Annotated in this window: 23 protein-coding genes; 12 read left to right on the forward strand and 11 right to left on the reverse strand. The window is 72.2% G+C overall.

From position 1 onward, the window contains the following. Positions 1 to 451: 451 nt before the first annotated feature. Positions 452 to 940 (reverse strand): hypothetical protein, encoded by a 489-nt coding sequence (locus ABZS58_RS34500; RefSeq protein WP_354787450.1) that lies wholly within the window; start codon positions 938 to 940, stop codon positions 452 to 454. Between the two features lie 87 nt (positions 941 to 1,027). Continuing rightward, positions 1,028 to 1,954 carry a LysR family transcriptional regulator gene (locus tag ABZS58_RS34505; RefSeq protein ID WP_354787451.1) on the reverse strand — a complete coding sequence of 309 codons (927 nt, stop codon included), beginning with the start codon at positions 1,952 to 1,954 and terminating at the stop codon, positions 1,028 to 1,030. Positions 1,955 to 2,026: 72 nt separating this feature from the next. Here ABZS58_RS34505 and ABZS58_RS34510 point away from each other — a divergent pair, with 72 nt between their 5' ends. Beyond that, positions 2,027 to 2,983 carry an EamA family transporter gene (locus ABZS58_RS34510; protein ID WP_354787452.1) on the forward strand — a complete coding sequence of 319 codons (957 nt, stop codon included), beginning with the start codon at positions 2,027 to 2,029 and terminating at the stop codon, positions 2,981 to 2,983. Between the two features lie 111 nt (positions 2,984 to 3,094). Here ABZS58_RS34510 and ABZS58_RS34515 read toward each other — a convergent pair whose 3' ends face one another. Then, positions 3,095 to 3,751 (reverse strand): hypothetical protein, encoded by a 657-nt coding sequence (locus ABZS58_RS34515; protein ID WP_354787453.1) that lies wholly within the window; start codon positions 3,749 to 3,751, stop codon positions 3,095 to 3,097. A 58-nt stretch (positions 3,752 to 3,809) separates the two neighbouring features. Between ABZS58_RS34515 and ABZS58_RS34520 the strand changes: the two genes are divergently transcribed. Continuing rightward, positions 3,810 to 5,273: a PLP-dependent aminotransferase family protein gene (locus tag ABZS58_RS34520; protein ID WP_354787454.1), complete on the forward strand. Its 1,464-nt coding sequence runs from the start codon at positions 3,810 to 3,812 to the stop codon at positions 5,271 to 5,273. A gap of 266 nt (positions 5,274 to 5,539) precedes the next feature. Here ABZS58_RS34520 and ABZS58_RS34525 read toward each other — a convergent pair whose 3' ends face one another. Both ABZS58_RS34525 and ABZS58_RS34530 read right to left on the reverse strand, forming a co-directional pair. Beyond that, positions 5,540 to 7,381: a long-chain fatty acid--CoA ligase gene (locus tag ABZS58_RS34525; protein WP_354787455.1), complete on the reverse strand. Its 1,842-nt coding sequence runs from the start codon at positions 7,379 to 7,381 to the stop codon at positions 5,540 to 5,542. A gap of 162 nt (positions 7,382 to 7,543) precedes the next feature. Then, positions 7,544 to 8,167, reverse strand: coding sequence for a TIGR03085 family metal-binding protein (locus tag ABZS58_RS34530; RefSeq protein ID WP_354787456.1), 624 nt, complete (start codon positions 8,165 to 8,167; stop codon positions 7,544 to 7,546). 123 nt (positions 8,168 to 8,290) lie between these two features. Between ABZS58_RS34530 and ABZS58_RS34535 the strand changes: the two genes are divergently transcribed. From ABZS58_RS34535 to ABZS58_RS34545, 3 genes are all read left to right on the forward strand, one after another. Continuing rightward, positions 8,291 to 10,168, forward strand: a complete 1,878-nt coding sequence (locus ABZS58_RS34535; RefSeq protein WP_354787540.1) for an ABC transporter ATP-binding protein — start codon at positions 8,291 to 8,293, stop codon at positions 10,166 to 10,168. Further along, positions 10,165 to 11,955, forward strand: coding sequence for an ABC transporter ATP-binding protein (locus ABZS58_RS34540; RefSeq protein WP_354787457.1), 1,791 nt, complete (start codon positions 10,165 to 10,167; stop codon positions 11,953 to 11,955). Before ABZS58_RS34535 ends, ABZS58_RS34540 begins: the two co-directional genes overlap by 4 nt. 127 nt (positions 11,956 to 12,082) lie before the next feature. Beyond that, the gene (locus ABZS58_RS34545; protein WP_354787458.1) at positions 12,083 to 12,520 is read left to right on the forward strand and encodes a hypothetical protein; all 438 of its coding nucleotides are present in this window, start codon (positions 12,083 to 12,085) and stop codon (positions 12,518 to 12,520) included. Positions 12,521 to 12,552: 32 nt separating this feature from the next. Here the strand turns inward: ABZS58_RS34545 and ABZS58_RS34550 are convergent, their stop codons facing one another. The 4 genes from ABZS58_RS34550 to ABZS58_RS34565 all read right to left on the reverse strand — a co-directional run bounded on the left by ABZS58_RS34550 (position 12,553) and on the right by ABZS58_RS34565 (position 17,959). Further along, the gene (locus ABZS58_RS34550) at positions 12,553 to 13,167 is read right to left on the reverse strand and encodes a TetR family transcriptional regulator (protein WP_354787459.1); all 615 of its coding nucleotides are present in this window, start codon (positions 13,165 to 13,167) and stop codon (positions 12,553 to 12,555) included. 26 nt (positions 13,168 to 13,193) lie between these two features. Continuing rightward, complete coding sequence (locus tag ABZS58_RS34555; RefSeq protein ID WP_354787460.1) at positions 13,194 to 13,931, reverse strand: ABC transporter permease; 738 nt, start codon at positions 13,929 to 13,931, stop codon at positions 13,194 to 13,196. Positions 13,932 to 13,933: 2 nt separating this feature from the next. Further along, a complete protein-coding gene (locus ABZS58_RS34560) occupies positions 13,934 to 14,665 on the reverse strand; it encodes an ABC transporter ATP-binding protein (RefSeq protein ID WP_354787461.1) in 732 nt (243 codons plus the stop codon). A 132-nt stretch (positions 14,666 to 14,797) separates the two neighbouring features. Further along, complete coding sequence (locus tag ABZS58_RS34565) at positions 14,798 to 17,959, reverse strand: hypothetical protein (RefSeq protein WP_354787462.1); 3,162 nt, start codon at positions 17,957 to 17,959, stop codon at positions 14,798 to 14,800. A gap of 292 nt (positions 17,960 to 18,251) precedes the next feature. Between ABZS58_RS34565 and hisI the strand changes: the two genes are divergently transcribed. From hisI to ligD, 4 genes are read left to right on the forward strand one after another with little or no spacing between them, the layout of a single operon-like run. Then, the gene (gene hisI, locus ABZS58_RS34570) at positions 18,252 to 18,599 is read left to right on the forward strand and encodes a phosphoribosyl-AMP cyclohydrolase (protein WP_354787463.1); all 348 of its coding nucleotides are present in this window, start codon (positions 18,252 to 18,254) and stop codon (positions 18,597 to 18,599) included. Next, positions 18,596 to 20,131, forward strand: coding sequence for an anthranilate synthase component I (locus tag ABZS58_RS34575; RefSeq protein WP_354787464.1), 1,536 nt, complete (start codon positions 18,596 to 18,598; stop codon positions 20,129 to 20,131). Before hisI ends, ABZS58_RS34575 begins: the two co-directional genes overlap by 4 nt. Continuing rightward, a complete protein-coding gene (locus ABZS58_RS34580; RefSeq protein ID WP_354787465.1) occupies positions 20,128 to 20,682 on the forward strand; it encodes a Trp biosynthesis-associated membrane protein in 555 nt (184 codons plus the stop codon). Before ABZS58_RS34575 ends, ABZS58_RS34580 begins: the two co-directional genes overlap by 4 nt. Positions 20,683 to 20,691: 9 nt before the next feature. Further along, on the forward strand, positions 20,692 to 21,960 hold the full coding sequence (gene ligD / locus ABZS58_RS34585) for a non-homologous end-joining DNA ligase (protein WP_354787466.1): 1,269 nt from the start codon (positions 20,692 to 20,694) through the stop codon (positions 21,958 to 21,960). Here the strand turns inward: ligD and ABZS58_RS34590 are convergent. Together ABZS58_RS34590 and ABZS58_RS34595 are read right to left on the reverse strand one after the other, a co-directional pair. Further along, positions 21,957 to 22,271, reverse strand: a complete 315-nt coding sequence (locus tag ABZS58_RS34590) for a hypothetical protein (protein WP_354787467.1) — start codon at positions 22,269 to 22,271, stop codon at positions 21,957 to 21,959. The two genes, ligD and ABZS58_RS34590, sit on opposite strands and share 4 nt — an antisense overlap. A 10-nt stretch (positions 22,272 to 22,281) precedes the next feature. Then, positions 22,282 to 23,352, reverse strand: coding sequence for a serpin family protein (locus tag ABZS58_RS34595; protein WP_354787468.1), 1,071 nt, complete (start codon positions 23,350 to 23,352; stop codon positions 22,282 to 22,284). Positions 23,353 to 23,506: 154 nt separating this feature from the next. Between ABZS58_RS34595 and trpC the strand changes: the two genes are divergently transcribed. From trpC to trpA, 3 genes are read left to right on the forward strand one after another with little or no spacing between them, the layout of a single operon-like run. Beyond that, entirely contained in the window at positions 23,507 to 24,310 is an 804-nt protein-coding gene (gene trpC, locus ABZS58_RS34600; RefSeq protein ID WP_354787541.1) for an indole-3-glycerol phosphate synthase TrpC, read from the forward strand. A gap of 8 nt (positions 24,311 to 24,318) precedes the next feature. Continuing rightward, entirely contained in the window at positions 24,319 to 25,524 is a 1,206-nt protein-coding gene (trpB, locus tag ABZS58_RS34605) for a tryptophan synthase subunit beta (protein ID WP_354787542.1), read from the forward strand. 2 nt (positions 25,525 to 25,526) lie between these two features. Then, the gene (gene trpA / locus ABZS58_RS34610; protein WP_354787469.1) at positions 25,527 to 26,336 is read left to right on the forward strand and encodes a tryptophan synthase subunit alpha; all 810 of its coding nucleotides are present in this window, start codon (positions 25,527 to 25,529) and stop codon (positions 26,334 to 26,336) included. Positions 26,337 to 26,398: the final 62 nt, after the last annotated feature.

Consider the following 26,398-nt stretch of genomic DNA (forward strand, 5'->3'; position numbering starts at 1 on the left):
CAAACAACGAAGCTGGACAGCAACCTTCACAGTCACCATCCAGCCCCATCCATCACCCTGAACGCTTAACTCACCGGCATTGTGCTCTGGCGACATGAAGTCTTCCGGATCATGGGCAAGAGGTCAGCGTCGATGGCTGGACCGGGGAGTACCACGGCTCGGGCGGTGATCTTCGGGCCGGCGGGTTCGACCACATGACGAATTCGGGGGTGGATGGTGCCGCTCGCACACCACCCATGTGGATACGACCCTCGCCCGTCGCCCTCAGTAGAGCTGCTTGGGGGATCGGCCCGTCGCCTATGGAGCTGCGGAGCGGTGGGTCGGCCGCCGTGTGCTGGGGCTGGGGAGTGGTGGGCGTGGCCGCCGGCCCACGGGGGACCGGGGATCGGCTCGGAGGTGGCCCGCCGCCGGATTTCCGGCTGGTGGTCGCGGCGGCGGGGCGGTGGGCAGGTCAGTCGCCGCGTTTGCCGGTGGTGACGGCGATGCCGACGATCCAGCCGACGAACAGGCCGTAGCCCGCGGCGGCCGAGGCGGCGGCGAAGGCGCTGAGCAGGGTGGGGTTGGCGGTGATGAAGTCGGTGGCGAAGGCGGCCAGGGCGGCGCCGAAGATCAGGGACGCCCAGCCGAGGATGAAGGCGCCGCCGCCGGTGACGATGGAGCGGCCGGCGACGGCGAGGATCAGGGCGGTGAAGAGGACGAGGAGGAGGGCCTTGAGATCGTTGGCGAGGAGCTCGCGGGCCGCGTTGCCGGTGTCGTCGCGGGGGACGAGCCACCAGCGGGGCCAGGTGAGCAGGTTGAGGAACCAGCCCCACACGGTCTTGGTGTCCGCGTGGCGGTCGGCCCATTCCGAGAAGATCTGGTTGCCGAAGATCAGCACGAGGAGCAGCGTCGCCAGGACGCCTGCGCCGGTGGCTGTGCGGGTGCGTCCGAAGATGCCCATGACATCAATGTAAGGGGCGCCGCCGAAACCCGCAGAACTGAATGCGTGAATGAGTGATTAAACGGCAATAGTGCATTTGACCAGGGGTTATACGACTTGGACCGGATGATCGGCGGGCCAGTGGTCGCGGTGTGACCAGGCCTCGCGCAGGGCGGCGACAGTCGCGCCGATCGCGGGACGGAGCCCCGCGGAGGCGCGCCAGGCGACGCTGACGCGCCGGGCCGCCTCGGGGGTGATGGGGCGGGCGACGACGCCCGGCGGGAGGGTGCTGCGGGCCAGCCGGGGCACGAACGCGACGCCGAGGCGTTCGGCGACGAACGTCAGCTGGGTCTCGAACTCGTTGACGAGGATCGCCGGGCGGGTGCCGGGCAGCATCCGCTGGAGCCACTCGTGGCAGACGGTGCCGGGCTTCGAGGCGATCCACCGCTCGTCGCGCAGCGCGTCGAGGCCGACGGGGCCGGAGGCGGCGGCGAGGGGGTGGTCGACCGGCAGGATCAGGTCGCCCACGTCGAGGCCGAGCTCGACGCTCGCCAGCCCGGCGGGGAACGCGGCCGGCACGTCGAGCCACTCGTCGATGACGGCCACGTCGACGGTGCCGCGCAGGATGCCGTCGAAGGTCGCGTCCCGGTCGGCCTCCTGCAGGGTCGGCTCCAGCAGCGGGTGGTCGACGGCGAGGCTGCGCAGGGCATGGGGCAGCAGCCCGCGGCACGCGGTGGGGAACGAGGCGATGCTCAGCTGCCCGGACACCGTCTCCTGGTGGGCGGCGAGGGCGGCCTCTGCCTCCTCGACGACGGCGAGGATCCGCCCCGCGTGCTCGACGAGGACCCGGCCCGCCTCGGTGAGCCGCAGGCGGCGGCCGTCCTTCTCCACGAGGGTGCTCCTGGTCTCCCGCTCGAGCTTCGCCAGGTGCTGGGAGATCGCCGACGGCGTGCAGTGCAGGGCACCCGCGGCGGCCGTGACCGTCCCGAACGTGGCCACGGCCCGTAGCGCCCGGAGCCGTGGAAGTTCAAGCATGTAGCGATCCTACAAGAATGTTGTAGAACCTTTCGATGGTGCTTCACGGTTGTACGGGATGACGATCGGACCATGAAACCTCGTGACGTCGCGCTGGCGATCCTCGTCTCGGCGATCTGGGGCGTGAACTTCGTCGTGATCCACGTCGGGCTGGACAGCATGTCGCCGCTGCTGTTCTGCGCGTTGCGCTTCGGGGTGGCGGCGCTGCCCGCCGTGCTGCTGGTCGGGCGGCCGAAGGCGCCGTGGCGGTGGGTGGTCGCGACGGGCGTGGCACTCGGCGTGGTGAAGTTCTCACTGCTGTTCGCGGGCATGGCGGCCGGACTGCCGTCGGGGCTGTCGGCGCTGGTCCTGCAGAGCCAGGTCGTCTTCACGCTGGTGTTCGCGATGGTACTGCTGCGCGACAGGCCGGGCAGACGTCGCGTGGCGGGGGTGGTGCTCAGCGGTGCCGGGATCGTCCTGATCGCCTCGCAGCTCGGGCTGGACCGGCCGCTCGGCGCGTTCCTGCTGGTCGTCGCCGCGGGCGCGGCGTGGGGTCTGGCGAACATCGCGATGCGGAAGGCGAAGGCCACCGACATGCTCAACTTCATGGTGTGGGTGAGCGCCGTGGCGACCCCGCCGCTGGTCGTGCTGGCCCTCGCCGTCGACGGTCCGGCGGACGTCTGGCGCGGCCTGCGCGGCCTGGACCTGACCGCGGTCGGTGCCATCGCGTACATCGCCTACCTCAGCACGTTGTTCGGCTTCGGGGTGTGGGGCCGGCTCATCGCCCGCTACGACGCCGGCACGGTGGCGCCGTTCGCGGCCCTGGCCCCGGTGTTCGCGATCCTGTCGGCGGCGCTGCTGCTGGGGGAGCGCATCCACTGGTACGACGCAGCCGGCGGCACCGCGATCCTCGGCGGCGTCCTGCTCGGCGCGGTGCGCGTCAGCCGGCCGCCGGTGCCGGCGGGCGGGCCCCCCGGGCCGGCGGGGCAGGCCGGTCCAGCACCGGCCGCGGGTGCCTGGCCGGCGGCGCGGGCGGACGCGGCCCCCTGACCGGATCGCCCGATCAGGCGAGGGCCGGCGCCGGTGCCGGCGGCGGGACTCCGGCTGGCGGTGCAGTTCGGACCAGCGCCGCCGCGAGGTTCGGGGCGCGACGGTGGTGCGTCAGGCGAGGGCCGGGGCAGTGGTCGACGGGAGGGGGTCGCGGACCACGAACCACGGCAGGAAGAGCTGGGTGAGGGGGCCGATGCCGAAGGCATACAGGACGGTGGCGATGCCGACCGAGCCGCCGAGGAAGAAGCCCGCGGTGAGCACCGTCACCTCGATCGAGGTGCGGGCGACCCGGATCGACAGCCAGGAGAAGCGCTCCGCCAGGCCGGTCATGAGGCCGTCGCGCGGGCCGGGGCCCATGCGGGCGCCGATGTAGAGGCCGGTGGCGGCGGCGTTGAGCACGATGGCGACGACCATGAAGGCGCCGCGCAGCCACCACGGCTCCGCGTCGGGCACGACGCGCAGCGACAGGTCGGCGACGAGGCCGATGACCAGGACGTTGCTGACTGTGCCGAGGCCCGGGCGCTGGCGCAGCGGGATCCACAGCAGCAGCACCAGCGCGCCGACCGCGGCGACCACGGTGCCGAAGCTCAGGCCGGTATGTCGGGAGATGCCCTGCTGGAAGACGTCCCACGGGTCCAGGCCGAGATGGGCGCGGACCAGGAGGGCGAGGCTCACCCCGTACAGGACGAGGCCGCCCTGCAGTTGCGCGAACCGGCGCGTGAACCGGTGGCGCAGCGGGATGGGATTGGTCTTGCCTGGGGCGTCCATGCATGCCACCCTAGGGCCAATCCGTCCGGTGCAAAGAGCCAATTGAGGGGGACTGGCCTTGTCAGCGATCGTCCGAGGCGCGCAACTGGCCCGCATGCTCAACGCGTGGCAGGTCGCCGTCGGGGTGCGTGGCCCGGCCGGCCGCCGCCCGGAGTACGTCGTGCTCGCCGGCGCCGTCCGTGGCCTGCTCATCGACGGCCGGCTCGCCCTCGGGGTGCGGCTGCCCGCTGAGCGTGAGCTCGCCGCGGCGCTCGGCATCAGCCGGACCACGGTCACCGCCGCCTACCGTGAGCTTCGCGACAGCGGCCACCTCAGCAGCCGCCGTGGCGCCGGCAGCTGGACCGCGCTGCCCGCCGGGCACCGGGTCGGCACGTCCGGGCTGTGGACGCCGAGCGACGACGCGGACCTGATCGACCTCGGCTGCGCGGCGATGCCCGCCCCCGCCGAGCTCGCCGAGGCGGCCACGGACGCGATCGCCGAGCTCGCCCCTTACACGCTCGGCGCCGGTTACCAGCCGATGGGCCTGCTGGTGCTGCGCGAGGCGATCGCGCACTGCTACACCGAGAGGGGCCTGCCGACCGACCCCGACCAGGTCATGGTCACCGGCGGCGTCCAGCAGGCCCTCGACCTGCTGCTGCGGCTGCTGGTCGCGCCCGGGCAGCGGGCCCTGGTCGAGACGCCGACCTACCCGAACGCGCTGAGCGCCTTCACCGCCAGCCGGGCGCGGATCAGCGCGTATGCGATCGGGCCCGACGGCTGGGACGAGGACCTGCTGCTGTCCACGGTCCGGGCCGCGCAGGCCCGCGTCGCCTACCTCATCCCCGACTTCCACAACCCGACCGGCCACCTGATGCAGACGTCGCTGCGGGAGCGGCTGCCGTCCGCCGCGCACGCCGCCGGCACCGACCTGGTGATCGACGAGTCGTTCGTCGACCTCGCGCTGGACGACGTCGCGCTGCCGCCGTCGGTGGCGGCGTTCGACCGCAGTGCGCGGGTGCTGACGATCGGCGGGATGAGCAAGCCGTACTGGGGTGGCCTGCGCATCGGGTGGGTGCGCGGGGCGGCACCGCTGATCGCCCGGCTCGCCGCGGCCCGGGTCGGGGTCGACATGGCGTCGCCGGTGCTCGACCAGCTCGTCGCCGTCCAGCTGCTGCGCCGCCGCGAGGCGATCGTCACGGCCCGGCGGCGGCAGCTGCTCGCCCGCCGGGACACGCTCGCCGCCGCGCTGCGCGCCGAGCTGCCGGACTGGCGGTTCGTGCTGCCCGGCGGCGGGATGGTGCTGTGGGTCGAGCTCGACGCGCCGGTGTCCAGCGCGCTCGCGCGAGCCGCGGAGGAGCTCGGGGTGCGGATCGCGCCGGGGCCGCGGTTCGGTGCGGACGGGACCATGGAGCGGTTCATGCGGCTGCCGTACACGCTGCCGGAGGCCGATCTGGTCGAGGCGGTCCATCGGCTCGCGGCCGCGCGTGCCGACCTGGACCGGCCCCGCCGGCACGCCTGGTCGTCCCCGGTCGTCGTCGCCTGACTGGTTTCCCGTGATCCGGAAGACTTTTCGTCGCCCTGGCGACTACAAGTCTTCCGGATCATGGGGTTGGGTGTTCACGACCGGAGGTCGTGGCCGGGCAACTGCCGGCGGCGGGAGAGGTCAGGCCCCCCGGGGCCTGACCGGATGCTGACGGGAGCAGCGGGCCTCCGCCACGACGGACCGGAGCAGGCGGCTTTTTGAGGCTTGAAAAGCGTCATGGCCTCCGGGACGGCGGTTCCCGGAGGCCATGACACTGTGGGGTGTGATCAGAGTTCGGCGAGCGACCCCGCATACATGCGGTCGATGTCCGGGCCGAAGGACTTCTCGACCACCCGGCGCTTGACCTTGAGCGACGGCGTGAGCTCGCCGTCCTCGATGGAGAGGTCGCGGCTGAGGATGGTGAACTTCTTCACCGTCTCCCAGCGGTTGAGCTTGGTGTTGAGCTCCTTGACGTAGCCCTCGACCAGGGCGTTCGCCTCGGGGGACGCGGCGATCTCGGCATAGGACTTCCCGGCCAGCGGCGTGCCCTCGGCCCAGCCCTTGATCGCGTCGGGGTCGAGGGTGACCAGCATCGTCACGTAGTTGCGGGCCTGGCCCACGACGATGCATTGGGAGGTGTACGGGCAGACGGACTTGAACAGGCCCTCGATGTGGCTCGGCGCGACGTACTTGCCGCCGGAGGTCTTGATCAGGTCCTTCTTGCGGTCGGTGATGCGCAGGTAACCGTCGGCGTCGAACTCGCCGATGTCGCCGGTGCGGAACCAGCCGTCCTCGGTGAACGACGCGGCGGTCTCGTCGGGCAGGTTGTGGTAGCCGCGCATGATCGGCGTGCCCTTGAGCAGGATCTCGCCGTCGGTGTCGAGCTTCGCCTCGAGGTCGCCCAGGGCCGTGCCGACGGTGCCGATGCGGGGGGTGTCCTCGCGGTTGACGAACGAGCCGGCCGAGGTCTCGGTCAGGCCGTAGCCCTCCAGGATCGGCAGGCCGGCGGCGAAGAAGAACTCGCCGATCTCCTTCGACAGCGGCGCGGAGCCGGACACCATGGCGCGCATCTTGCCGCCGAGGCGGGCGCGGAGCTTGCTGAAGACCAGCTTGTCGGCGATGCCGTGCTGGACCTTGAGCATGCCGCCGGGGGTCCGGCCGGCGAGCCGCTCGGCGGAGGCCTGCTTGCCGACCTTGACCGCCCAGGTGAAGATCTTCCACTTGGCGCCGCCGTCGGCCTGGGCGCCGGTGACGACCCGGTTGTAGACCTTCTCGAAGACGCGGGGCGCGGCGCACATGAGCGTCGGCTGGATCTTGCCGAGGTTGTCGATGAGCTTGTCGACGCGGCCGTCGACGTACGTGGGAAGCCCCACGTAGACGATCCCGCACAGCAGGGTCTTGCCGAACGAGTGCGACAGCGGCAGCCACAGGTATTGCAGGTCGTCGGCGGTCAGCAGGCCCATGTCGACCTGCGTGTAGCCCTGCCAGACCCAGCCGGCGTGCATCAGCTCGACGCCCTTGGGGCGGCCGGTGGTGCCGGACGTGTAGATCAGGGTGGCGAGCTGGTCGCCGGTGATGCCGGCGACGATCCGCTCGATGAGCTCGGGATCCGCTTCCAGCGCCCGCTGTCCTTCGGCTTCCAGTTGCGCGAGGGACAGGGTCTTCGTGCGCTCGGCGCCGCCGGGGACGCCGTCGATGAGCACGATCGCGGCCAGGTCGGGCAGGTCGGCGCCGTCGAGCTTGGCGGCCTGCGCCGCGTTCTCGGCGAAGAGCACCTTCGAGCCGGAGTCGGCGACGATGTAGACGGCGTCCTCGGGCTCGGTCGTCGGATACACCGTGGTGGTGGCCGCGCCGGCGAGCATGATGCCGAGGTCGGCGAGGATCCAGTCGAGGCGGGTGTTGGCCAGGATGCCGACCCGGTCCTCGGGGCGCACGCCGAGCGTGGTGAGGCCGGCGGCGATGGCGCGGGCGTGCCCGTCGACCTCGCGCCAGGTCAGCCAGACCGGGTCGCCGGCGTCGTCGGCGGCGGGCTTGCCGAACGCCCGCTTGTCGGGGGTGTCCGCCACACGGTGCAGGAACATGTCCGGGATCGAGCGGTAGGGCAGTTCGAGCCGCTTGGTCTGGGTCATGTGGGGCCCCTCCGAGGCTGGCGTGGACGTCACGGTGACTGGCATCACGTCCCGTCGGTTACTGGAGGGTAAATGGTCGGTCGTGTTACCGGCTAGACCCGAAACCGAAACGTAGTGGAACGCTGATTCCCGTTGCCTGGGGCCAGATTTGAGACCCAGGTCCTACAGTCCGAGGCTCGCATTTCTGAGGCGCTCGGCCAATGCGTCCGGTCCGGTCACGGTCACGTCCGCGTGGGTCTGGCGGCCGGTGAAGAACAGCAGCAGTTCCGACGGTTTCCCCTGTACGCGGAGCGCTTCGCCGCCCTTGCCGACGGTGAAGGGTGTCGCATTCCCGGGTGCGACGGTGACGGCCGCCGGGAACTTCCTCGCCGCGAGCTTGGCGGCGCCCTTGAGCCGGCCGGCGAGCGCCTGCTCATATTTCGTGTCCAGGGTGCGGGAGGTCCACTGGGGGACGGCGCGGCGCACGTCCTCGTGGTGGATCAGGAACTCGGTGATGTTGACGGCCTCTTCGGCAAAGCCCGGGCTCACCCACAGGGCCGGCGTGCGGACCCTCCCGACCAGATCCGCGTAGTCGCCGGCGGCGAGGCGGTCCTGGACCTTTTTCGTGTGGTTCTGCAGTGGCTTGACCAGAATTCCGGCTGCCGCGTCCGGGCGGCGCTCCCGCAGGACGAGGTGTGCGGCGAGGTCGCGGGTCGCCCACCCGGCACAGAGTGTCGGCGCGTCCGGGCCGGCGGCGAGGAGGGTGTCGGCCAGGGCCAGGCGCTCGGCCCGCGCGAAGGAAGTCATGAACGTAACGCTAGCGGGGATGGGCCGGGGCCGGATTCTGTCGTACGCCGTCGGTAAGGTTGCAGACGGTCGGGGCGACTTACCGGCCGGACGCAACGGAGGGCGGATGTGACCAGCGGCAAGGTGCTCCTCAAGGGGCTGTGGGTGCTCGGCCGGGCCGTCCGTGACGAGCCTCACGTGTTCGCGATCTCGGTCGTCGGCAGCGTGGTGTTCAGCCTGCTCACCATCGCCACCGCGTTCGTCTCCGGGCGGGTGGTCGGCGAGATCGCCCTCCCCGCGATCGACGACCGGCGCGTCGCGACCGGCGCCCTGCTGCTCGGCGGCGTCGCGGTCCTGGCGGTCAGCATCGGCAAGATCATCGGCATCTTCGGCCGGCGGCTCGGGGCGGGCGCCATGCAGTTCCGCCTCCAGGCGCGCTATCGGCAGGCCGTGACCCGGCGCTATCTGCGGCTGCCACTGGAGTGGCACCAGCGGCACGCGACCGGCACCCTGCTGTCCAATGCCAACGCCGACGTCGAGTCCGCGTGGTATCCGATCGCCCCGTTCCCGATGGCGGTCGGCACCGTCGTCATGCTCGTCGCCGCGATCGCCTCGCTCTTCGCCACCGACTGGGCCATGGCCCTCGTCGGTGTCGCGATCTTCCCGTCGCTGCTCGGGGTCAACGTCGCCTATTCGCGGCGGATGGCGCCCCGCGTCGCCAGATCCCAGCAGCTGCGGGCCGAGGTCAGCGCGGTCGCGCACGAGAGCTTCGACGGCGCGCTGGTCGTCAAGACCATGGGCCGGGAGGCCGCCGAGACCGAGCGGTTCACGGCGAAGACGGTCGAGCTGCGCGACGCCACGATCCAGGTCGGGCGGGTCCGGGCCGTGTTCGACCCGGTGCTCGACGCGCTGCCGAGCGTCGGCACCCTCGCCGTGCTCGTCGTCGGCGGCCTGCGCTTCCGGCAGGGCGCCGTCGAGGTGACCGACGTGGTCAGCGTCGCGTTCCTGTTCACGGTCCTCGCCTTCCCCGTCCGGGCGATCGGCTGGGTCCTCGCCGAGCTGCCCCGCAGCGTCGTGGGCTGGGAGCGGATCCGGCACGTGCTGGACGCCGAGGGCGACATGGCCTATGGCACGACGACACCGCCCGAGCCGCACAAGCCGGCGGCGCTGCGCTTCGACGACGTCCACTTCGCCTACACCGACGCCGCCGGCGAGCGCGGCGGCGACGTGCTCAGCGGGGTCACGTTCGACGTGCCGGCCGGGCGCACCGTCGCCCTCGTCGGCTCGACCGGCTCCGGCAAGTCGACGATCGCCGCGCTCGCCGCCCGGCTCGTCGACCCGCACACCGGCACCGTCCGCGTCGACGGCGTCGACGCCCGCGAGCTGACCCAGGAGGCGCTCGTCGGCACGGTCGCGCTCGTCGCCCAGGTGCCGTTCGTCTTCGACGACACCATCCGGGGCAATGTGACGCTCGACCGGCGCACCGCCGCGGGCCGGCCCGTCGACGACGAGGCCGCCTGGTCGGCGCTGCGGCTCGCCCAGGCCGACGGGTTCGTCCAGCAGCTCGGCGAAGGGCTCGACACGAAGGTCGGCGAGCGGGGCACGTCGCTGTCCGGCGGGCAGCGGCAGCGGCTCACCATCGCCCGGGCCCTCGCCGGCGCGCCGCGGCTGCTCGTCCTCGACGACGCGACCAGCGCCGTCGACCCGCGGGTCGAGGCGGCGATCCTCGCCGCGCTGCGCGGCGACGTCACCCCGCTGCGCACCCCGTCCGGACCAACCGCTGCTGAAGTCGACACCGACCGGCAGGCGTCGATCCTCGTCGTGGCCTATCGACGGGCCACGATCGCCCTCGCCGACGAGGTCGTCTATCTGGAGCGGGGCAGGGTCGCCGCCCGCGGCACCCACGCCGACCTGCTCGCCACCGTCCCCGGCTATGCCGACCTCGTCACGGCCTATGAGAAGGCCGAGGCGGAGAAGGAGCGGGAGCATGTCTTCGACGACGAGGAGACCGTGACCGCATGACGACGGTTGCCACTGAGGCGGCGCCTTCACAGGAGGCGCCGAAGCCGAGCGTCCTGCGGCGCGGGTTGCGGCTCTCGCCGGAGCTGTTCACCGGGCTGGCCGGCACGCTGGGGCTCGCCGTGCTCGCCACCGCAGGGCGGGTCGCCGTCCCGGTCGCGATCCAGCAGGGCATCGACCGCGGGCTGCGCGCGCCCGGCGGGCCCGACGTCGGTGTGCTGACGCTGATCGTCGCGGTCACCGCCGGCGTGCTGTTCCTGACGATGTTCAGCGCCGCGATGATGAACGTGCGGCTGTTCACCGTCAGCGAGACCGCCCTGGCGGGCATCCGCACCCGCACGTTCCGGCACATCCACGATCTGTCGATGCTGCACCAGCAGTCGGAGCGCCGCGGCGCGCTCGTCTCGCGGGTGACCGGCGACGTCGACCAGATCAGCCAGTTCCTGCAGTTCGGCGGCCTGATCTTCCTGATCAGCCTCGGCCAGGTCATCGTCACCACCGCCGTCATGCTCGTCTACTCGTGGCAGCTGACCCTCGTGGTGATCCTCGCGTTCGCGCCGCTGGTCCTCGTCGTGCGGCACTTCCAGAAGCGGCTCAGCGTGCTCTATCTCGACGTGCGGGACAGCATCGGCGCGATGCTGGGCGCGATCGCCGAGAGCGTCGTCGGCGCGTCCGTCGTCCGGGCGTATGGGGTGCAGCACCGCACCGCCGAGCGGCTCGACACGGCCATCGAGCGCAGCCGCCGCGCCCAGTTCCGCGCGCAGACCAACAACGTGATCAGCATGAGCTTCGGCGAGTTCGCGGCCGGTCTCGCCCTCGGCGGCGTCATCGTCGTCGGCACGCTGCTCGGCGTCGACGGGAAGCTCACCATCGGCCAGCTCACCGCGTTCCTGTTCCTCGCCACGCTGTTCGTCCAGCCGGTGCAGGTCGCCACCGAGGTGCTCAACGAGGCGCAGAACGCGATCGCCGGCTGGCGCCGCGTCCTGGACATCATCGAGACGTCGCCGGACGTCGCCGACCCCGGCACGGCCGGCCGTGCCCTGCCCGAGGGCGCCGTCGACGTGCGGTTCGACCACGTGCACTTCGCCTATCCCGGCGGCCCCGAGGTCCTCACCGACGTCGACCTCACCGTGACCGCCCGCACCCGCGTCGCCGTCGTCGGCGAGACGGGCAGCGGCAAGACCACGTTCGCCAAGCTGCTGACCCGGCTCATGGACCCCACCACCGGCAGCGTCCTGCTGTCCGGGGTGCCACTGACCGAGGTCCGCTTCGACTCGCTGCGCAGCCGCGTCGTCATGGTCCCGCAGGACGGCTTCCTCTTCGACGCGACGGTCGCCGACAACGTGCGGTTCGCCCGGCCCGACCTGAGCGACGTGGACCTGGAGCTCGCGTTCACCGAGCTCGGCCTCCTCGACTGGGTCGGCGGCCTCAGCGACGGGCTGCGGACCGAGGTGGGCGAGCGCGGCGAGGCCCTCTCCGTGGGCGAGCGGCAACTGGTCGCCCTGGCCCGGGCCTATGTCGCCGACCCCGACCTGCTGGTCCTCGACGAGGCGACCAGCGCCGTCGACCCCGCGACCGAGGTCCGCCTCCAGCGCACCCTCGACGCCGTGACCCGCGGCCGCACGACCATCGCGATCGCCCACCGCCTGTCGACCGCGCAGAGCGCCGACGAGGTCATCGTGGTCGACAAGGGCCACGTCGTGCAGCGCGGGCCGCACGCCGACCTCGTTGCCGACACCGACTCGATCTACGCCCGGTTGTATGCGTCCTGGCTCGAACAGACCCGCTGACCCCTGGTCATAGATCCGGAAGAGTTGTTGTCGTCCTGGGGGTAAGAAGCCTTCCGGATCAGGGGGTGGATCGGGAGGGGGCGCGTCGGGGAGGGCCACGGTGGGGCGGAGGGCCTAAAGTGGCTGTGTGCCAGCCGGGGGGCGTCGATATGTGCCGATGCAGGTCCGGGTCGCGGTGACGGGGTTCAACGCGATCGGCGGTGTCATGTTGACGCTGGCGCTCACGGCGCTCGGGGTGCTGCTGTCCGGGATGCAGGTCGATCCTGTGAACCAGGGCGGCACCGGGTATCTCGACTTCGTGCTGTTCTTCAACGCGGTGCTGTTCCTGTTTCCGCTGGCCGTCGTGCTGGTGTTCCTCGGCACGAGGATCAGGCGGGGTGAGCACTGGGCGTGGCTGGCGAGCCTGGTGTTCTGGGCGTTCGTGGGGACGACGGCGCCGCTGCTGACGTGGCTGTTGCCGGCGCCGTTGCCGTTCGCGGTCGTGCCGGTGTGCTGCGCCGCCGGGCTGGTGGCGCTGCTGCTGACACCGCAGGCCAGAGTCCACTGCGCGGACGTCGAGGACTGACCCGGCCGGGACGCGCCGCCCCGGGCGGACGGCTAGCCCTTCGCGGTCGAGGGCAGCGGCTCGGTGAGGTACCGCTGGATGGTCGGCGCGACGCTGTACACGATCTCGTCCTGCGACATGGTCGTCATGGGCTCGATCTTCAGGATGTAGCGGACCATGACGAGGCCCGCCATCTGCGACGCGACCAGGGCGGCGCGCTTCGGCGCCTCGGACGGGTCGAGGTGGAGCTGGCCGATCACGCGGCGCAGGATCTGGGTGACGAGGAACTCGCGCAGCATCCGCGCGGACCACTCGTGCTGCATCGCGCTGCGGAACAGGGCCGCCGCGGACGAGCCGGCGGGGGAGTCCCACACGCCGAGGAACGTGCGGATGAGGCGCTCGCCGACGCCGTCGAGGCCGCCCTCGAAGACCTTCGGCACGATCTCGCCGGGGTCGATCGGTGCGTCCAGCGTGGCCAGGAACAGCTTGTCCTTCGCCCCGAAATAGTGATGCACCAGCGCCGGGTCGACCCCGGCGCTGGTGGCTATCTGGCGGATGGACGCCCCGTCGTATCCACGGTCGGCGAACGCCTGGCGGGCGGCGCTCAGGATCGCCTGCCGGGTGTCCTGGTTGCCGGGGCGTCGTCCGGTGCGTGCCATGAGCCTCATTCCGATGTACCCGACAAAGCTGGAACTCAGGCGGTGCGCCGGCGAAGGGTTGCCGCCCCGAGCAAGAGTGCCACGATCACACACCCGACGATGATGCCGAGGTCCCTCCACATGACGCCGGTCGGCTCCGTGTGGGCGCCGAGCTCGGTGAGGGCCTGCACCGCGTACGACATGGGCAGCACGTCACTGATCGCCTGCAGCCAACCGGCCATCTGGTCGCGGGGCTGCAGCAGGCCGCAGAGCAGCACCTGGGGCAGGACGACCGCCGGCATGAACTGCACGGCCTGGAACTCGCTGTTGGCGAACGCGCTGACCAGCAGGCCGAGCGCCATGCCGAGCACCGAGTTGCCGACCGCGATCACACCGACGAGCCACGCGGGTCCCAGGGTGTCCAGCCCCAGGAGGACGTACGCGAGGGTTGCGGCGATCGCTGCCTGTACCGCGGCGGCGACCGCGAACGCGATGCCATAACCCAGCAGGATGTCGACCTTGCCGATCGGCGTGGTCAGCAGGCGCTCCAGCGTGCCGGTGGTGCGCTCGCGGAGCATCGCCACGCTGGTCAGCAGGAACATGATCACGAGCGGGAAGACGCCGAGCATGATGAGCCCGACGCGGTCGAACAGCTGGGGACTGTTGTCGTACAGGTAGCGCAGCAACGTCAGCAGCACCGTCGGCACGACGAGGATCAGCGCGATCGTGCGCCGGTCGTGCCGGAGCTGCCGCAGGATGCGGCCGGCGGTCGCGAGCGTCAAACGGGCGGACATGGCTAGGCCACCTGCTCCTTCTCGGTCTCCTGCGCCTGTACGAGTCGCAGGAACGCCTCTTCCAGGTCGTCTGTCCCGGCCCGTTCCCGGACGGCGGCGGGGGATTCGTCGGCGATGAGCACGCCCTCGCGGATGAGCAGGAGCCGGTCGCAGCGACCCGCCTCGTCCATCACGTGGCTCGACACCAGGAGCGTCGAACCGGCCTTCGCCAGTGCGTGGAAGCGCTGCCAGAGCTCGTTGCGCAGCACCGGATCCTGGCCGACGGTGGGTTCGTCGAGGACGAGCAGCCGCGGCTTGCCCACGATCGCGCACGCGAGCGAGGCCCGGGCGCGCTGGCCGCCGGACAGGGTGCCGACCAGCTGGTCCTTCGCCTGGCTGAGCCCGACGTCGGACACGGCCGCGTCAGCGTCGGCGGCACCGATCCCGTACAGCGACGCGAAGTAGCGCGCGTTCTCACGGACGGTCAGGTCCGCGTACACGCTGGGGGCCTGCGTCAGGTAGCCGACCTTGCCCCGGAGCGGCTTCGACCCGGCGGGGTGCCCGAGGACCGTCACCGTGCCGCTGACGATCTTCTGCACGCCGACGACCGCGCGCATGAACGTGGTCTTGCCGCTGCCGCTCGGCCCGAGCAGCCCCGTGACGGTCCCGCTCGGCACCGAGCAGGTGAAGTCGTGCAGCACCGGCCGCCTGCCGCGCGCGATGACGAGGTGCTCGACCTCGATCGCGTTGGTCATCTCGAATTCCTCCAGTCCGGGGAACAACTCAACGAGTGATGAACTCAACGGTAAATGAAATATTGACCGTGCGTCAAACACGAAACGGGGCGGACCGTCGCTCCGGCCCGCCCCGTTCGTGATCCTTGTTCGCTACAGCGCGAGGACGCGCTCCAGGAACTCCTTGTACTGCCGCAACGCCACCCGCAGCGCCTCGGTGTCCGGGTTCTTCGCCGACCGGTGCGGGTCGATCGCGAGCTGCTGCTCCTGCAGCTTCTCGGCGAGCGTCTCGATCGCGTCACTCACCACGGCGGACGCACGGGTCAGCGCCTTCACCGGGTCGTCGACGAACTTGGACTCCGCCTTGACCAGCCGCGACCGGAACTTGTCCGCCCGCTTCGGCTTCCACAACACGATCCGCTGCTCGGCGAGGTCACCTGGGCGGAGGGGGAGGACGCCGGCGGCCGCGTACTCGAGCTCCTCGTCCTCGTCCACCTCGTCCTCGGCTTCCGCGGCGGGCTCGGCATCCGCGGATGCTTCCTCGTCGTCCGCCTCGGCTTCGGCGACCGGCTCGTCGTCGTCCTCGTCGTCGTCCTCGTCGTCGTCCGCCTCGGCGACGAGCTCGTCCTCGTCTTCTGCCTCGTCGTCGGCTTCCGCTTCGACTTCGGCTTCGGCGTCTGCTTCGGCGGCGGGCTCGTCGTCTGCGTCTGCGTCCGTGTCGGTTTCGGCGGCGTCCCCGGCGTCGGTCTCGGCGGTCAGCTCGTCGATGTCGGCGACAAGGTTGACGTCGCCGGCGCTGTCATCGCCGGCGTCGACCGCTTCGGCGAGCACGTCCGCCGGAGTCTCGGCCTCCGCGACCGGCTCGGCCTCGTCTGCCTCGTCTGCCGGCTCGGCCCCGCCGTCGGACTCGTCATCGGCTTCCGCCACGACATCCTCGACCGCGCCACCGTCCGCCTCGTCCTCAGCGACAGCTTCGGCCTCTTCGTCTCCGGAGTCGTCGGCCGCGGCCTCAGCCTCCGCAGCGGATTCCCCGCCTTCGGCGTCTTCCTCGGCCTCGGCTGCGGGCTCCTCAGCGCCAGCTGCGGCGCCCTCTTCCTCGGCTTCGGCTGCAACCTCCGTGTCGGCCTCCGCGTCCGCGTCGGCGTCAGGCTCGGCTTCGGCGGCGGGCTCGTCCTCGGTGTCGTCCTCGGCGTCGGCTTCGGCTTCGGCGTCGGTCTCCTCGACGGCGGCCGGCTCCTCGACGTCGTTCTCGACGGCTTCGACCGCCTCGGCCTCTGCGGCCGGCTCCTCGTCCGCGTCCTCGGCGGACTCCTCCTCGGCAACGGCTTCGGCAGCCAGCTCCCCGGCCTCCGCGGCCGGCTCTTCGTCCGCTTCGTCGGCAGACTCGTCGGCGACGGCTTCGGCGGCCGGCTCGTCCGGAGCCTCCGCCTCATCGGCGGCTTCGGCTTCAGTCGCGGCGGTCAGCTCGTCGATGTCGGCAACGAGGTCGACGTCGCCGGCGTCATCGGTGCTGTCGCTGTTGTCGACGCTGGGGTCGACCGCCTCGGCCAGAACCTCCGCCGGAGTCTCGGCCTCCGCCACCGGCTCCGCGCCGTCCGCCTCGTCCGCCGCCTCATCGCCACTGTCGGACTCGTCGCCGACCTCCGCCACGACGTCCTCGGCAGCGTCGACCTCGGCGGTCCCGTCGGCAGCCTCCGCGGCAACGTCCTCCGCGGCTTCGTCCTCAACGCCCTCTTCCGCGGCGGCTTCCGGCTCCTCGGCGGTCGGCTCGTCCTCGACGGCCGCCTCGGCCTCCGGCTCGTCCTCGGCTACTGCTTCGGGCTCACCGTCCGCGTCGGTGGCTTCGGCTTCCGGCTCCGCGGTGGGCTCTTCGACGACGGCTTCCGCTTCCGGTGCGTCGTCGGCCTCGTCCTCGCCGGCTGCTTCGGCCTCGGGCTCGGCCTCCGCTTCGACGGCTGCTTCAGCTTCGGGCTCGCCCTCGTCGTCATCAGCTTCGGCGGCCGGCTCGTCCTCGGCGGTGGCCTCTTCCACGGTGGCTTCGGGCGCGTCCTCGTCGGCCTCGGCGATTGGCTCGTCCTCGGCGTCGGTCGCTTCCGCGGCGGCTTCGGCTTCCGGCTCGTCGGTGGTCGTCTCGTCGTCGACGGTGGCCTCGTCCTCGGCGACGTCGCCGGCCGTGTCGTCGGTGACTGCTTCGGCTTCGGGCGCGTCCTCGTCGGCCTCGGCGATTGGCTCGTCCTCGGCGTCGGTCGCTTCCGTGGCGGCCTCCGCGGCCGGCTCGTCCTCGGTGTCGGTCTCTTCCGTGGCGGCTTCGGCTTGCGACTCTTCGGCGGTCGCCTCGTCGTCGGTGACTGCCTCGGCTTCCGGCTCGTCCTCGGCGGCTTCGTCCTCGGCCGTTGCTTCGGCTTCGGGGTCGGCGGTGTCCGATTCGGCGGCGGGGTCTTCGGTTGCCTCGTCGGAGGGGGCGTCGTCCTCGGCGGTGGCCTCTTCGAGCGCGGCGGGCTCGTCGTCGGTCGTGTCCTCGTCGGCGACGGTTTCCGCAGTGGGCTCGGCTTCTGCGGAAGCTTCCTCGACGGCTGCTTCGGGCTCGGCGGAGACCTCATCGTCGGCCTCGTCGGTCACGACCTCAGTGGCGTCGGTCTCTTCGAGGGCGGCCGGCTCGTCGGCGGTGTCCAGCTCTGCGGCGGCCTCTTCGCCGGCCTCGTCGGTCACGGCCTCAGGGGCGTCGTCGGTGTCCGATTCGGCGACGGGGTCGCCGGCCGCTTCGTCGGTGGCGACCTCTTCGACGGTCTCAGGCTCTGCAACGGTCTCAGGCGCTGCAGCGGCGTCGTCGAGGGCCTCGGGTTCGTCGGCGCTCTCGGGCTCGGCGGTGGCCTCTTCGGTGGCGACCTCGCCCAGGGCCTCGGGGTCGTCGGCGGTTTCCGGCTCGGTGGCGGGCTCGTCCTCGGCGTCCGAGTCGGTGGAGAGGTCTTCGGGGGCTTCGGGCGCCTGGAGGTTGGCGGTCGGGGCGGACTCGGCGGCGTCTGCGTCGACCCCAGCGGCCGGCTCCTCCTCGGTGGAGGTGTCGGCCGGGCCGACGATGTCGGAGATGTCGTCGGGGACGGCGACCGTGATGGCCGAGACGTCGGCCAGCGCCTCCTCGGCCGGGGCTTCCTCGGAAGAGGAAGAGGCGGGGACGGCGGAAACGGGGGCGGCGGAAACGGTGACGGGTGGGACGGTGTCCTCGACGGGCTGGCGCTGCTCGGGCACGCCCGGTGGGGTCGTGACTTCAGGGGAGGGGCTCGACTGGTCGTCCGGCGGGGTGAAGTTGGGATGCATCGGGGTGGGTCCTCCGTCCGCTCGGTCGGAACGGGGGAGGGTGCCACCCGTTCAGACTGCTGTGGGCTCAGCGCTGGGGTCGCGGACGCCGGGAGGCCGAACGGCGCCCGGCCCAGAGCCGGCAAGCCGACGGCAAGCGGGACCCCCGGCGAGGAGGGTCGGCCGACGGCAGGCGGGGAGGGATGAGCGACCGCCCAGACTTCCGTGCGGCGCACCGTCAAGGTACTCCGCAAACACGACCAGCCATAGACCCCAAACCGACGAGACAGGGCCGTGCGGGAGAATTAGCGTTGTGTCGTCGAACCTTGATCCAGAAGTCGCGGACCTTCTGCGTCGCAACGAGGCCGGGTTGGTGCCTGCGGTCGTGCAGGAGCACGGGACCGGGCAGGTGTTGATGTTGGCGTGGATGGACGATGAGGCGTTGCACCGGACGTTGACGACCGGGCGGGCGACGTATTGGTCGCGCAGCCGCAACGGGTACTGGGTGAAGGGCGAGACGTCCGGGCACGCCCAGCATGTCCGGTCGGTCGCGATCGACTGCGACGGCGACACGCTGCTGGTCACCGTCGAGCAGACGGGCGCGGCCTGCCACACGGGCAACCACACCTGCTTCTACACGGACCTGAAGGTGGCGCGATGACGACCGGAGCCGTGACGCCCGACGAGGCGACCTTCCGCGAGCTGGCCAGGAGGCGAAGGGTCGTGCCGGTGACGCGGCGGCTGCTCGCCGACGGTGAGACGCCGGTCGGGGTGTACCGCAAACTCGCCGGCGGCCCGGGCACCTTCCTGCTGGAGTCGGCGGAGCAGGGTGCCGGCGCGGCGGGTGCGGTGTGGTCGCGGTACAGCTTCATCGGCGTCCGCAGCGTGGCCACCCTGGTCGAGCGGGACGGCGGCGCGCACTGGCTCGGCAACCCGCCGGCCAACGTCCCGACCGGGGGCGACCCCACGCAGGTCCTCAAGCAGACGGTCGAAGCGCTCAGCGAGGACGACGCCGACCTGAAGGGGCTCGGCCTGCCGCCGCTGTCCGGCGGGCTCGTGGGGTTCCTGTCGTACGACGCGGTGCGGCGCTTCGAGCGGCTGCCGGAGCTCGCCGAGGACGACCTGCGGCACCCGGAACTGGGCATGATGCTGGCGACGGACCTGGTCGCCCTGGACCACTTCGAGGGCGCGGCGCTGCTCATCGCCAACGCCGTCCTGCCGGAGAAGGGCGCCGACGAGGCGACCGTCACGGCGGCGTACCACCAGGCGATCGGACGTCTGGACGCGATGACGACGGCGCTGTCCCGGCCGACCCCGCCGCTGGTGTCCACAGTGGACAAACTGCGGCCCCAGGACGTGGTCAGCCGCACCCCCGCGGGGGAGTACCCGAAGGCCGTCGAGGCCGCCAAGGAGGCGATCCGGGCCGGCGAGTGCTTCCAGATCGTGGTCGCCCAGCGGTTCGAGCGGGCCACCGACGCCGACCCGATCGACGTGTACCGGGTGCTGCGCTCCACGAACCCGAGCCCCTACATGTACCTGCTGCGCTTCGAAGGCTTCGACGTGGTCGGCTCGTCACCGGAGGTGCACGTCAAGGTCGACGGGCGGCGGGCGCTGCTGCACCCGATCGCGGGCACTAGGTGGCGGGGCGCGACGCCCGAGGAGGACAACGCCCTCGCCGCGGACCTGCTCGCCGACCCGAAGGAGCGCGCCGAGCACGTGATGCTCGTCGACCTGGCCCGCAACGACCTGGGCCGGGTCTGCAAGCCGGGGACGGTCGAGGTGCCCGAGTTCATGACCGTCGAGCGGTACAGCCACGTCATGCACATCGTGTCCACCGTCGTCGGTGAGCTCAACGACGACCGGACCGCGTTCGACACCCTGGCCGCGACGTTCCCGGCGGGCACGCTGTCGGGGGCGCCGAAGGTGCGGGCCATGGAGATCATCGAGGAGCTCGAGCCGACGCGGCGCGGCCTGTACGGCGGTGTCGTCGGCTACTTCGGGTTCGGTGGCGACATGGACACGGCGATCGCGATCCGGACGGCGCTCATGCGGGACCGGATGGCGTACGTGCAGGCCGGTGCGGGCATCGTCGCCGACTCCGACCCGCTGTCGGAGGAGACGGAGACGCGCAACAAGGCCGCCGCCGTCCTGGCCGCGATCGCCACCGCCGAGACCCTGCGCCCGGCCCGATGACCGGGGCCGCGACCAGCCCACCGACCGCCGCCCCGAGGCCGGCCGGCAGGCGGGGGCTGGCCGTCACCACGCTGGCGACCGCGGTCGCTTCGGCGGTGGTGCTGTTCGCCGCCACCCGCAACTGGGACACCGTCATGACGCACCAGGTCTCGCCGCTGCCGCCGATGACGCAGCACCGCACCGGCACCCAGATGTCGCCGTGGCTGCCGGCGCTCGGCGCGGTCGGCCTCGCGGGTGCCGGCGCGCTCCTCGCGACCCGCGGGCGGCTCCGCACGATCGTCGGCGGCCTTCTGGCACTCGCCGGGATCGGGCTGGTCGTCGCGGTGATCGAGACCCTGCGGCACGGCGTCGACGTGGGCTGGCCGCTGCTGACCATCGTCGCGGCCGCCGTCGTCGTGGTCGCCGGCGGCGTCACCATCCGGTACAGCGACACGTGGCCGGAGATGGGCGCCCGCTATGAGCGGCCGGCCACCGGTACCACCGCGAAACCACGACAGACGGAGCTCTGGGACGCCCTCGATCGGGGCGAGGATCCGACCGCCGACAAGTAGGGTTCGCCTATGGCGAGCAGCAGCAAGGAAGTCCTCGAGGTCGCCGGGCGTGAGGTGACCGTCACCAACCCCGACAAGGTGTACTTCCCGAAGTCCGGCCGCACCAAGCTCGACGTCGTCCGCTACTACATCGCGGTCGCCGACGGTGCCCTGCGCGGCGCGGGCGGGCGGCCGATGGCCCTGAAGCGCTATGTCAACGGCATCGAAGGCGAGGCGTTCTTCCAGAAGCGGGCGCCGGAGAAACGCCCCGACTGGATCGAGACGGCGCAGCTGCGGTACCCGTCGGGGCGCACCGCCGAGGAGGTCGTCCTGCGCGACGCCGCCCAGCTCGCCTGGGTCGTCAACCTCGGCTGCCTGGAGCTGCACACCCACTCCGTCCTCGCCGAGGACGTCGACCACCCCGACGAGCTGCGCATCGACCTCGACCCGGTGCCGGGCGTGCCGTGGGCGCAGGTCGTCGAGGTCGCGATGGTCGCCCGGGACGTCCTCGCCGACCACGGGCTCACCGGATGGCCGAAGACCTCCGGTTCGCGAGGTTTCCACGTGTACGCCAGGATCCAGCCCAACTGGACCTTCGCCGAGGTGCGCCGGGCGGCGGAGGGCTTCGCCAGGGAGGTCGCCCACCGCGCCCCGGACCTCGCGACCGGCGCCTGGTGGAAGGAGGAGCGCCACGGCGTCTTCGTCGACTACAACCAGAACGCGAAGGACCACACCACCGCGTCCGGGTATTCGGTGCGCCCGTCGGAGGAGGCCCGCGTCTCCACGCCGCTCACCTGGGACGAGGTGCCGGGGTGCGACCCGGCGGCGTACACGATGGAGTCGGTGCAGGGCCGCCTGCGGGAGGGCATCGACGCGTGGGCCGGCATCGAGGACAGCCGCGGCGACCTGACGGCGCTGCTGGAGCTCGCGGCGAAGCACAAGAAGCAGGCCCCGGCGAAGAAAGGCACCGGCCGCCGGCTGCCGACCATGCCGCTGATCGAGATCGCCCGCGCGGCGACGAAGGACGAGGCCCTGGAAGGTCTCGAACGCTGGAAGGCCCGGCACCCCACGGTGTGGCCGCTGCTGGAGCCCGCGGACGTGCTCGTCGACTCGATGCGCGGGGTGAACAGTCTGTGGACCCGGATCCGGCTCAACCTCGTGCACGTGCCGGAGGCCGACCGGCCCGCCCAGGAGCCCCTGGAGGTCGACTACGACCCCTTCGCGAAGTGGAAGGAGATGCAGGCCAGCGGCGAGATCCCGGCCCGCTGGCGCCGCCCCGAGGACAGCGTCGAGGGCTAGACGCGCGGGTCGGTCGTGCCGGCCTGGAGAGCCGGCGCCAGGTCGGCGGTGAGGACGCCCGCGACGAGCGCCTCCCAGCGTGGTGTCAGCGGCAGGTCGGCGCGGGGCCACAGCCCGGCGGCGGCCCGGACCCCGTCGCCGACCGGCAGTGCCAGGGGCGCCGGCGCGACGGCCCGGAGCTCGTCGCGGGCCGCCCGTCGTCGCCGGAGGCGAGCAGGTCCAGCACCGGGGTGCACGCCGGCGCCGGACAGCACGGTCCCGCCGGTGACGGTGTGGGCCCACGCGGCCGTCAGCGGGTTCGCGGCCTCCACGGGCCGGTGTTCACGGTGTCCAGTCGGCGGGGGCGGTGACCCAGCCGGCGATGAGGACGAGTCCGGTGGGGCGGTGCACGGCGAAGTAGCCGAACGGCCGGTCGAACGTCACCGTCACCCGCAGTTTCCGCGCGCTCGGCGGGCGGTAGGCGAGCGGGTACATGGCGAGGGCCGTCACCGTGGCGGCCCGGAAGCCCAGCGCGGTGAAGCTGGCGAGGGCCTGCTGGCGGGCGGAGGACACGGCGAGGTCGACCGGGCTGATGCCGGGGAACGTCCCGTCGCGGGCCGCCGTCCGCAGCCCGAACAGGTCCGGATCGGCGAGGAGGTCGTGGCCCGCGGTCACGTCGAACGACGGCAGCCGCGTCACGAGTTCGGGTGCGTCGTCGGTGGCCTCGACCTCCTCCGCGGCGATCCCGGGCCCCGCGGTCGCCGGGACGGCCCGGGTCCACCCGTCGACGGCGGTCGCGAGAACGGCGCCGGGCCCGCCGGTGCCGAGCGCGAGGACCACGTCGATGTCGTCCTTGCCCTCGACGGTGAGCAGCGTGACGGACCCGTCGAGGACCCGCAGGGGCGCCAGGGCGTCGGTGGCGGCGTGCTTGCGATGCAGTGCGGCGAGGGTACGACCGGCCCAGGGCCCGTCGGAGGGGGACAGGACGCTGTCGTCGAACGGCACGGCCCATTCAGTGACCACGGACAGCGCCGAGGCGAGCACGACGCCGGTGTCCTCGTCGACGGACACGGGCAGCGCCGGGATCAGCCCGCCGGTCTGCGAAGAGGCCCACGCGTCCAGGCGCCGCCGGTCGGCCGACGGGTCCCCGGACAGCCGGGTGCCGGGGTCCCAACCGGGGGAGAGCGGGAGGTCGTGGCGGGTCCAGACGCCGAGCGCGGCGCTGACGCCGCCGGTCGAGGGAAGGGTCAGGGCCGACGGCGCGACGGCGAGCAGCTCGTCGCGGGCGGGGCCGGACGCGACCCCCGCGAGCAGGGCGAGCAGCGGGTAGACCCCCGCGCCGGAGAAGGCTGCCGGGCCGTCGGAGGCGGCCGCCCAGCGCGAGGTCAGAGCGTTGGCTCGATCCACGGTCATACGCCCAACCATACGAACGGCAACGCATTATGCCCTAGTCCATCAGGTGACGTCGGCCATACCCCCACGGCCATCCACTGACCGGGGGGCTCCTAGCATCGGACGCATGACCACCGGAGAGGGGAGCTCCTTGATCAACGCGGAATCTGGCCGTGTGCTCGACGAGATCCTCGCCGGCGTGCGCGAAGACTTGGCCATCCGCGAGGCGCAGAAGCCCCTGGACGAGATCAAGGCAGCAGCGGCGCAGGCGGCACCGCCCAAGGATGCCTACGCCAAGCTGAGGGCCCCCGGCGTGGGGGTGATCGCCGAGGTCAAGCGCGCGTCGCCGTCGAAGGGGCAGATCGCCGAGATCCCGGATCCGGCCGAGCTCGCCAAGGAGTATGCGGCGGGCGGTGCCCGCGCCGTCAGCGTGCTGACCGAGGGCCGCTGGTTCGGCGGCAGCCTCGACGACTTCGCCGCCGTGCGCGCCGCCGTCGACGTGCCGCTGTTGCGCAAGGACTTCGTCGTGTCCTCCTACCAGGTGCACGAGGCCCGGGCCTACGGCGCGGACCTGGTGCTGCTGATCGTGGCCGCGCTGGATCAGAACACCCTGTCGGGTCTCCTCGACCGCATCGAGAGCCTGGGCATGACGGCCCTGGTCGAGGTGCACGACGAGGAGGAGACCGACCGCGCCCTGGAGGCCGGCGCGCGGGTCATCGGGATCAACGCGCGCAACCTGCGGACCCTCGAGGTCGACCGGACGGTGTTCGAGCGGATCGCGCCCGGCCTGCCCAACGACGTCGTGAAGATCGCCGAGTCGGGTGTCCGCGGCCCGCACGACCTGATCCGCTACGCGTCCGCCGGCGCCGACGCGGTCCTGGTCGGCGAGGGTCTGGTCACCCAGAAGAGTCCGCGGGACGCGGTCGCCGAGCTCGTCACGGCCGGCAGTCACCCGGCGACGCCGAGGCCCGCTCGGTGAGCGCGTTCCTGTCCGCCGCCGGGCTCCTGCCGGACCAGTCGGGGCACTTCGGCGACTTCGGCGGCAGGTTCGTCCCGGAGGCGCTGATCGCGGCCCTGGACGGGCTCGACGCCGCCTACCGGCACGCCCAGGCCGACGAGGCGTTCCAGGCCGAGTTCACCAGGCTGCTGCGCGACTACGCGAACACGCCGTCGCCGCTGTACCGCGCCGACCGGCTGTCCGCGCACGCCGGCGCCCAGCTGTTCCTAAAGCGTGAGGACCTCAACCACACCGGTGCGCACAAGGTCCGCAACGTGCTCGGCCAGGCGCTGCTGACCAAGCGGATGGGCAAGCCGCGGGTCATCGCCGAGACCGGCGCCGGCCAGCACGGTGTCGCCAGCGCCACCGCCTGCGCCCTGCTCGACCTCGAGTGCGTCGTGTACATGGGCGAGGAGGACACCCGCCGCCAGGCGCTCAACGTCGCCCGCATGCGGATGCTCGGCGCGACCGTCGTGCCCGTCACGACCGGCAGCAAGACGCTCAAGGACGCGATCAACGAGGCGCTGCGCGACTGGGTCACCAACGTCGACACGACCCACTACCTGCTCGGCACCGCCGCCGGGCCGCACCCGTTCCCGGCGATGGTCCGCGACTTCGTCAGCGGCATCAGCGTCGAGGCGCGCCGGCAGATCCTGGAGCAGACCGGGCGGTTGCCCGACGCGGTCGCCGCGTGCGTCGGCGGCGGGTCCAACGCGATCGGCGCGTTCCACGCGTTCGTCCCCGACGAGGGCGTCGCCCTGTACGGCTTCGAGGCCGGCGGCGACGGCGTCGACACGGGCCGGCACGCGGCCAGCATCACCGGCGGGTCCAAGGGCGTGCTGCACGGCGCCCGCACATACCTGCTGCAGGACGAGGACGGGCAGACCGTCGAGTCGCACTCCATCTCCGCCGGCCTGGACTACCCGGCCGTCGGCCCGGAGCACGCATACCTGCACGACACGGGTCGCGCGATCTACGAGCCGGTCACCGACGCCGAGGCGATGGACGCGTTCAAGCTGCTCTGCCGGATCGAGGGGATCATCCCCGCGATCGAGAGCGCCCACGCGGTCGCCGGCGCGCTGCGGGTCGTCCCGAAGCTGGCGCACGACCTCGGCCGGGAGCCGGTCGTCGTGATCTGCCTGTCCGGCCGCGGCGACAAGGACATGGACACCGCGCGCGACTTCTTCGGGGTGTGACAGTGAGCGTTTCCGTGGCGTTCGACAAGGCCCGCGCGGAGGGCCGCAGCGCGCTCATCGGCTACCTTCCGGCCGGCTTCCCGACCGTTCCCGGCGCGATCGACGCCATCAAGGCGATGATCGACAACGGGGTGGACATCGTCGAGGTCGGCCTGCCGTACTCCGACCCCGTGATGGACGGGCCGGTCATCCAACGGGCCACCGAGGCGGCCCTGGCGGGCGGCTTCCGGGTCGCCGACGGCCTGCGCACCGTCGAGGCGGTCGCCGCGGCCGGTGCCCCGATCCTCGTCATGACCTACTGGAACCTCGTCGAGCGCTACGGGGTGGGCCGCTTCGCCGCGGACCTCGCCGCCGCCGGCGGGGCCGGGCTCATCACGCCCGACCTGATCCCGGACGAGTCGCAGCCGTGGCTGGAGGCGTCCGACGCGCACGACCTCGACCGGGTGTTCCTCGTGTCGCCGTCGTCGACCGACGCCCGGATCGCGATGACCGCCGGCCGCTGCCGCGGCTTCGTCTACGCGACCAGCGTCATGGGCGTCACCGGCGCCCGCAGCAGCACCAGCACCGCCGCGCCGGCCCTCGTCGAGCGGATCCGCAAGGCCGCCGGGAGCGACTCGACGCTGCCGGTCGCGGTCGGGCTCGGCGTCTCCGACGGCGACCAGGCCGCGGAGGTCGGCGCGTTCGCCGACGGGGTCATCGTCGGCAGCGCCCTCGTGCGGTGCCTGCAGGACGCCGCGACGCCGGCCGAAGGTGTCGCCGCCGTCGCCGCGCTCAGCGCCGACCTCGCTGACGGCGTCCGCCGCCGCCGGTAAAGAGCGCCACGCAGTCACCGGGTTCGACGCGCGTCGTTGAGCCCGGCGTGCGGCGATTTTTC

Origin of the sequence: Dactylosporangium sp. NPDC005555 (assembly GCF_040605635.1) — a bacterium.
In the GTDB taxonomy this organism is placed as follows: domain Bacteria; phylum Actinomycetota; class Actinomycetes; order Mycobacteriales; family Micromonosporaceae; genus Dactylosporangium.